This window comes from Bradyrhizobium sp. INPA03-11B (assembly GCF_040446015.1).
GTDB lineage: Bacteria > Pseudomonadota > Alphaproteobacteria > Rhizobiales > Xanthobacteraceae > Bradyrhizobium > Bradyrhizobium macuxiense_A.
The window spans coordinates 1-7,605 of record NZ_JASGSR010000210.1 but is presented as its reverse complement, the minus strand read 5'-3'; the positions used below and the strand labels follow the sequence as shown (position 1 = coordinate 7,605).

Annotated in this window: 6 protein-coding genes; all 6 read left to right on the top strand. The window is 64.9% G+C overall.

Features of this window, described 5'->3' with window-relative positions:
- Window positions 1-105: 105 nt before the first annotated feature.
- Window positions 106-2,154 (top strand): elongation factor G, encoded by a 2,049-nt coding sequence (locus QMZ05_RS39665; RefSeq protein WP_353705697.1) that lies wholly within the window; start codon window positions 106-108, stop codon window positions 2,152-2,154.
- Between the two features lie 182 nt (window positions 2,155-2,336).
- A complete protein-coding gene (locus QMZ05_RS39660; protein WP_353705699.1) occupies window positions 2,337-4,292 on the top strand; it encodes a WG repeat-containing protein in 1,956 nt (651 codons plus the stop codon).
- Window positions 4,293-4,381: 89 nt separating this feature from the next.
- Window positions 4,382-5,023 (top strand): DUF1275 family protein, encoded by a 642-nt coding sequence (locus QMZ05_RS39655; protein WP_353705696.1) that lies wholly within the window; start codon window positions 4,382-4,384, stop codon window positions 5,021-5,023.
- Between the two features lie 46 nt (window positions 5,024-5,069).
- A complete protein-coding gene (locus QMZ05_RS39650) occupies window positions 5,070-5,912 on the top strand; it encodes a shikimate dehydrogenase (RefSeq protein ID WP_353705695.1) in 843 nt (280 codons plus the stop codon).
- A 118-nt stretch (window positions 5,913-6,030) separates the two neighbouring features.
- Window positions 6,031-6,609: a hypothetical protein gene (locus QMZ05_RS39645; protein ID WP_353705698.1), complete on the top strand. Its 579-nt coding sequence runs from the start codon at window positions 6,031-6,033 to the stop codon at window positions 6,607-6,609.
- A gap of 246 nt (window positions 6,610-6,855) precedes the next feature.
- A complete protein-coding gene (locus tag QMZ05_RS39640) occupies window positions 6,856-7,464 on the top strand; it encodes a hypothetical protein (RefSeq protein ID WP_279708939.1) in 609 nt (202 codons plus the stop codon).
- The last annotated feature ends 141 nt before the right edge of the window (window positions 7,465-7,605 follow it).

The following is a 7,605-nucleotide window of genomic DNA, read 5'->3' as shown; positions in this document are numbered from 1 at the left end:
CCGCACCGCAGCGACGTTTTCCCGCTTGCCAAATGTCAAACGCAGGCAGAGCATGAACGGTCGCCGACCCAATCATGGGCCGAGCTCCAACACGAGGAGGCGGCAATGGGACAAGACGTCAGAAGTCCCCGAGGTCCACGGTGCATCGCACTGGTGGGCCCTTTCCAAAGCGGTAAAACCACACTTCTGGAAGCGATCCTGGCGCGCACTGGCGCCATCAAGACTGCCGGCAGCGTCGATGCCGGAACCTCCGTCGGCGATGCCAGCCCCGAGGCGCGTCAACACAAGATGGGCGTAGGCCTGACCGCCGCCACCACCACCTTTATGGGGGACAGCTACACCTTTATCGATTGCCCCGGCTCGATCGAATTCGCGCACGACATGCGTGCCGCGTTACCGGCGGTCGATGCCGCGGTCGTGGTCTGCGAAGCTGACGAGAAGAAGCTGCCGCAGCTGCAGATCATCCTGCGCGAGCTCGAGGAGCTCGGGATTCCCCGTTTCCTGTTCCTGAACAAGATCGACCGCGCCAACAAGCGCGTCCGCGAGACGCTCTCGACGCTGCAGCCGGCGTCGCGCGTGCCGCTGGTGCTGCGCCAGATTCCGATCTGGAACGGCGATCTGATCGAAGGCTTCGTCGATCTCGCGCTGGAGCGCGCCTTCGTCTATCGCGAGCACAAGCCGTCGGAGGTGATGGCGCTCGAGGGCGGCAATCTCGACCGCGAGAAGGAAGCGCGCTTCTCGATGCTGGAAAAGCTCGCCGATCACGACGATGCGCTGATGGAGCAATTGCTGGAGGACATCCAGCCGCCGCGCGATGCCGTGTTCGACGATCTCGCCCGCGAATTGCGCGAAGGGCAGATTTGTCCGGTGCTGCTTGGTGCCGCAAGCCGCGAGAACGGCGTGCTTCGCCTGATGAAGGCGCTGCGCCACGAGGCGCCGGGCGTCACTGAGACCGCCGGCCGGCTCGGCATCAAGGACACGAAGGATGCGCTGGCCTATGTGTTCAAGACCGTGCACCTGCAGCACGGCGGCAAGCTGTCGCTGGCGCGCGTACTCATGGGCCACCTCGACGACGGCGCGACGCTGCAATCCTCAAGCGGCGACAGCGGACGCGTCTCCGGCATCCTCGCGGTCTCGGGCACGCATGACAGCAAGCGGCCGTCGGCGGAGGCCGGCGATACCGTCGCGCTGGGCAAGCTCGATGCGATCAAGACCGGCGATACGGTCTCGAGCGGCAAGACAGCCCCGGCCTCGCTGGCCAAGGTCGAGCCGGCCGCGGCGGTGCTGTCGATCTCGATATCAGCGACCGACCGCAAGGACGACGTCAAGCTCGGCCAGGCGCTGCTGCGGCTGAACGAGGAGGATCCGTCGCTGACGATGATCCAGAACCCGCGCACCCACGACACCGTGCTGTGGGGGCAGGGAGAGATGCATCTGCGCGTCGCGCAGGAGCGGCTCAAGGATCGCTACGGCGTCAACGTCAAATCGCATCCGCCGGCGATCGGCTACCAGGAGACCATCCGTAAAGCCATCACCCAGCGCGGCCGGCACAAGAAGCAGTCCGGCGGCCACGGCCAGTTCGGCGATGTGGTGCTCGACATCAAGCCGAAGCCGCGCGGCTCCGGCTTCGAATTCCACGAGAAGGTGGTCGGTGGCGCGGTGCCGCGCAACTATATCGGCGCGGTGGAAGAAGGCGTCGTCGACGCGCTGGCGCGCGGCCCGCTCGGTTTCCCGGTGATCGACGTCGACGTCACGCTGACCGACGGCTCCTATCACAGCGTCGATTCCTCCGATCTCGCGTTCCGTACCGCGGCGCGGATCGGGGTCAGCGAAGGGTTGCCGCAGTGCCAGCCGGTGCTGCTCGAGCCGATCCATATGGTCGAGATCGTCTGTCCGACCGATGCCACCGCCAAGATCAACGCGATCCTGTCGGCGCGCCGCGGCCAGATTCTCGGCTTCGACACCCGCGAGGGCTGGAGCGGCTGGGACTGCGTCCGCGCCACGATGCCGGAATCCGAGATCGGCGACCTCATCGTCGAACTGCGCTCGGCCACCGCCGGCGCCGGCACCTTCACCCGCCAGTTCGACCGCATGGCCGAAGTGACGGGCCGCGCCGCCGACCAGATCATCGCCGCGCATCGCGACGCGGCGTGATGAAGTGACGTCATCCCGGGCGCGCGAAAGGCGTGCCCGGGACGTTCAGTGCGATGTGCAATTACACATTGTAAGACGACCGACACTATCTCGCCACGGATTGCGCCTACGTCCTCAGTCGCCGTCTGGACGGTGAGGGCAAGGTAGTGCGCGTGTGGTGGAAAGTTGCCGCATTGGCTGGCGTGCTGCTGATGCATGGCGTGCTCGCGCAAGACAAGCCGATGGAATTGACGCCCGCCGGCAAAGCCGTCTTGCAGGATCTGATCGCGCAGAGACCGTCACCCTACGACCCTCCCTCGACTGGCCCTCTGCCAATGTGCGCGTTTCCCGGCGGCCTGTGTGGAGCGGTCCACCGCGACGGCACGGTCGCGGTATTTCCCCAATACGACTGGGTTGGCCCGTTCTCGGATAGCCGTGCCGCCGTTCGCATCGGCGGTCTGTATGGCTTCATCGGCGAGGACGGCCACGAAATCGTCAAGCCGCAATACCGCATCGTCGACGACTATCACTACGGCTTCGCCCAGGTCGATGTGGAGGGAAAGTCCGGCCTGATCGACCGGGATGGCAAGATGGTGATCGAGCCGAAATATGGATTCATCCGGGCGATCGGTCCCGATCGATTTGCCGTATCGGAAAACAGGCAACTGGGCGGAACGACCGGCGGGGAGGATTTCTCCAATAGTCGAGTCGAGTTTACGCCGTCCGGCGAAGCGCGCGTCAGCGTCGGCATCGGTGAGCGGCTATTTACCGATGTCATCGACGTCGAGGGCCGATTGATCGAGTCGCGCAAACCGCCGATCCCCGGGTTCGATAACAACCCAACGCTCCGCTGGGTGCAGAGGGAGAAGCTCTGGGGGCTCATGCGTGTTGACGGGAGCTGGCTCGTCGAGCCGAAGTTCCAGCAGGTGAGTGCGTTGAATAACGGGCTCGCGCGCGTGACGGTCAACGGCAAGGTCGGCTTTATCGACCGGAGGGGAAACTTCGTCATCGAGCCGGTTTTCGACAACGCCGGGTGGTTCATTGCGGGCTTCGATCGCACGTCGGCCGAGCGCGACGGCATCGTCGGCGTGATCGACAAGTCAGGCGCATGGATTTTCCAGACCAATTATCAGCAGCTTCAATTTGCCACCGCCAGCCTCAGGTCCGATCATCCCGGCGCTATGTACGGCTGGCACTTCAAGACGGCCGATCGATGGGGGCTTCTGGACCTCAACGGCCGCGTGGTTCTCGACGCCGAGTTCGATCAGGCGGTCCAGCAATGTCCTGATGGCCGGCTTTCCGCCTACAAGAACAAGCAAAGTTTCTACTTCAAGGCCGACGGCAGCCCTTTGCAGCCGCCGGACGGCCGGCTCATCGACGCGTCATGCGGCGCCCCGCCATTCGTTCTGAAAGTCGGGGACAAATACCGCTTGGTTGATGCTGGCTCGAACCCAGTGACGCCCGTGCTGTTTGACGCGATCGTCTGGGCTGGATCGGACCTCAAGAATGCCAAGCTCGACGGCAAATGGGGACGCCTTGGGCCCGATGGACATTGGGTGCTCGAACCCAAGTTCGACTACCTTTCAACTGGCACCGATCTCTTCGTTGCATCGATCGACGGCAAGCGCGGCTTCATGCGGCGGGGTGGATCATGGCTGATCGAGCCGAAATTCGATGCGGCCGCGCTGCGTCGCGAAAACGATACCGCCTTCGTGACGCTTTCCGGTGCGACCGGCGTGCTGCGGCTTTCGGATCAATCCTGGGTCATTCCGCCGCGGCCGGGCGTTCTGTGCGATGTGGGTACGAGTCACGTGATCATGTCGGAAGCCGCGGGCAAGCGGGTGATCCTGTCACGAACCGGAGAGACCTGGATCGACATTGGCGCCGAGCGGGTTGGCGCCAACCTCGATTTCGGCCTCGTGACCTTTCTCAGGGACGGCAAGTGGGGGCTGGTCGACAGCGCCGGGCAGGTGATGGTCGAACCTCAGTTCGACGAGCCGGTCTATTTTATGCCGCGCCAACGCGGCGTGGCGTGGGCCAAGCGCGACGGCCAATGGTGCGCGATCGACCGCCGCGGTCACTCGGTTCCAGGCATCGCATGCGTCGACACCAACCCCATAGGCCGGGATCATCGCTTCGAGTGCAAGGTCGAGCGCTGACCTTTGCGATCACGCCCCACGCGGGCGTGGTCGTTGGCAGGATGACCGGACACAGCTAGCTTGCGTCCCTATGGGGGCGCAAGGACATCATGCTGGAATCCCGCCGTAACCTGGCGCTGGCCTGCGCGCTCAGCGCGCTGGCCGGTTATGTCGATGCCATCGGCTATCTGCAGCTCGGCGGACTGTTCGTCTCCTTCATGAGCGGCAACTCGACGCGGCTCGGCGTGACGCTGGCCGCGGGGCATTGGCAGCATGCGCTGGAGGCGCTGGCGCTGATCGTGCTGTTCGTGGCGGGTGCCGCCGCCGGCAGCCTGGTCGTGCTTAGCCGCATCGCGCATCGCCAGCCCCTGATCCTGCTCGTCGAGGCGCTGCTGCTGGCGGCCGCGGCGTTGGCCTACGGCTATGACCTGCCGAACGCCGCCGTCGCGGCCATCGTGCTGGCGATGGGGCTCGAGAACGCCGTATTCCAGCTTGAAGGCGGGGCCGGGCTCGGCCTCACCTATGTCACCGGGGCGCTGGTCAAGGTCGGCCAGCTGATCGCCGCCGCACTGACCGGCGGCGCAGGCTGGGCCTGGATGCCCAATTTGTTGCTGTGGGCGGCGCTGGTGGCAGGCGCGCTGGCGGGGGCCGCTGCCTACCACTGGATCAACCTCGCCGCGATCTGGTTTGCCGCGGGCACCGCCTTCATCCTCAGCGCGCTGGTTGCCGCAACCGCGAAGCGGACGGATTGACAGCGCGCCTGCCTTGGCCGATGTCACCGCCATGACATCCTCAACAATGACATCTCAAGGCAAAACCCGCGCCGCGTGCCTGATCGGCTGGCCGGCGGCGCATTCCCGCTCGCCGCTGATCCATCATTACTGGCTGCGCACGCTCGGCATCGAGGGCGGCTATGTGATCGAGGCGGTGCCGCCGGAGGATTTCAAGGATTTCCTGTTCCGCCTGTCGCTGCGCGGCTTCGTCGGCGCCAACGTCACCCGTCCACACAAGGAGCAGGCGCTGGCGCTGTCGGCACCAGACGAGCGCGCCCGTGCCGTCGGCGCCGCCAACACGCTGTGGTTCGCCGATGGCGAGCTGCGCTCGACCAACACCGATGTTGAAGGCTTCATCAACAATCTCGACGCCTGCGCGCCCGGCTGGGACAGGACGGAGGATGCGCTGGTGCTCGGCGCTGGCGGCGCGTCGCGCGCGGTGGTATTCGGCCTGATCGAACGCGGGATCGCCCGCGTGCATCTGGTCAACCGCACCATCGACCGTGCCCGCGCGCTCGCCGACCTGTACGGCGCGCGCGTCCATCCGGCGACCTGGGACACGGTCGGCGATCTGCTGCCGCGTGCCGGCCTGCTCGTCAACACCACGTCGCTCGGCATGCACGGCCAGCCTCCGTTGGAGATCGATGTCGGGCTGTTGCCGGAGGGCGCGGTTGTTTCCGACATTGTCTACGTGCCGCTGGTGACGCCGTTGCTTGCGGCGGCAACGGCGCGGGGGCTGAAGACCGCCGACGGGCTCGGCATGCTGCTGCATCAGGCGGTGCGCGGTTTCGAGGTTTGGTTCGGCCAGCGCCCGCAGGTCACGGCGGAGCTGCGTGCGATCGTGGAAGCCGATCTCACAAAGACTTGAGGGCTGGAATAGCGTCTCCGGAGCGGGGTCTCGTGTTAGTCCCCCCCGCGTTCCCTCCCGGAGATCACTAATGCCTGCCAGCCGTTCCCAACTCGTTCGTCCGTTCATTGCGCTCGCGATGGTGACGGCCTCCACGCTCTACGCGCTCGCGCAGCAGCCGCCGACGCCGACGCGGGTGCGTGGAACCGTCGAAAGCGTCGACGGCGATACGCTGGCGGTGAAGTCGCGCAGTGGTGAAGGCGTCAAGCTGCATATGGCCGGCAATATGGTGGTGCTTGGGCTCACCAAGATCGCCCTGGCTGACATCAAGGTCGGTTCCTTCATCGGCACGACCACGGTGCCCGGGTCTGACGGCTTGCCGAAGGCGGTCGAGGTGCATGTGTTCCCCGAGAATATGCGCGGCACCGGCGAGGGCTCGCGGCCCTACGATCTGAAGCCGAACAGCAGCATGACCAACGCCACCGTCGCGGAATCCGTCGTCAGCAATGACGGCCATACTTTGCTGGTCAAGTACAAGGACGGCGAGAAGAAGGTGCAGGTCACGCCCGACACCCCTGTCGTGACCTATGTTCCTGGCGACAAGGCGGACCTCAAGGCCGGCGCCAAGGTCATCGCCTTCATGAAGAAATTGCCCGACGGCTCGTTCGAGACCGATCGCGTCAGCGTCGGCCGCGACGGTCTCACGCCGCCGATGTGAACGCGTTGGTAGCCCGGATGGAGCGAAGCGAAATCCGGGTTCTGTCTCCGCGGTACGATTGTCCCGGATTGCGCTGCGCTCCATCCGGGCTACAGAATGACAGTTTCGTTATCGCAGTAACGGCATCCTCATTCGGTGCGTAGTTGTCGTGCGAGCTATCTCTACCGCGAAGGAGAGGTAGCCGCACGGAATACCTTCAACTTCCCGGTGTTCCCTGAATCGCCAGCCAAACCCATGAGGAACACCATGCCGAAATCGCTGCCACTCGCTGCATTGCTTCTTGTTGCCTTTGCCTCGGCTGCCTCCGCGCAGCAGCCGCCGGCCGTACGGATTCGCGGCACCATCGAGGCCGTCGACGGCGCAATGCTCTCGATCAAGTCGCGCGACGGCGCCGACATGAAGGTGCGCACCACCGATAACGTTGCCGTGTTCGGCGTTGCCAAGACCGATCTGTCCGAGATCAAGTCCGGCTCCTATATCGGCGTCACTGCGATGCCCGAGCCTGACGGGACCCAGAAGGCGATCGCGGTTCACATCTTCCCGGAAAACCAGCGCGGCGCCGCCGAAGGTTTTCGTCCCTGGGACCTGCGCGCCAATTCGACGATGACCAACGCCACCGTCGCCGAGACGGTGCAGGGTACCGACGGCCAGAACATCACGGTGAAATACAAGGACGGCGAGAAGAAGGTCGTGGTGCCGCCGGGCACTCCGGTCGTGACCTTCGTTTCCGGCGACAAGTCGGAATTGAAGCCCGGCGCCAAGATCATCATCTTCGGCGCGGTCAAGAAGGACGACGGCACGCTGGAAGCCAACCGCGTCAATGTCGGCCGCGACGGCATCGCACCGCCGATGTGACACGAAGTGTCATCCCGGGGCGATGCGTAGCATCGAACCCGGGATCTTGGTCCGCAGGCTCCGCTGTCGTCCCTGCGAAAGCACTAGGGCATGCACAGATCTCTGAGGCTCCATCCTGCGGCGACGGCGTGGAAGTGTTCG

Bases quoted from the DNA above. Each gene is read 5' to 3' on its own strand.
- QMZ05_RS39665 (WP_353705697.1), top strand. From the start codon at position 106: ATGGGACAAGACGTCAGAAGTCCCCGAGGTCCACGGTGCATCGCACTG.
- QMZ05_RS39655 (WP_353705696.1), top strand. From the start codon at position 4,382: ATGCTGGAATCCCGCCGTAACCTGGCGCTGGCCTGCGCGCTCAGCGCG.
- QMZ05_RS39650 (WP_353705695.1), top strand. From the start codon at position 5,070: ATGACATCTCAAGGCAAAACCCGCGCCGCGTGCCTGATCGGCTGGCCG.
- QMZ05_RS39645 (WP_353705698.1), top strand. From the start codon at position 6,031: ATGGTGACGGCCTCCACGCTCTACGCGCTCGCGCAGCAGCCGCCGACG.
- QMZ05_RS39640 (WP_279708939.1), top strand. From the start codon at position 6,856: ATGCCGAAATCGCTGCCACTCGCTGCATTGCTTCTTGTTGCCTTTGCC.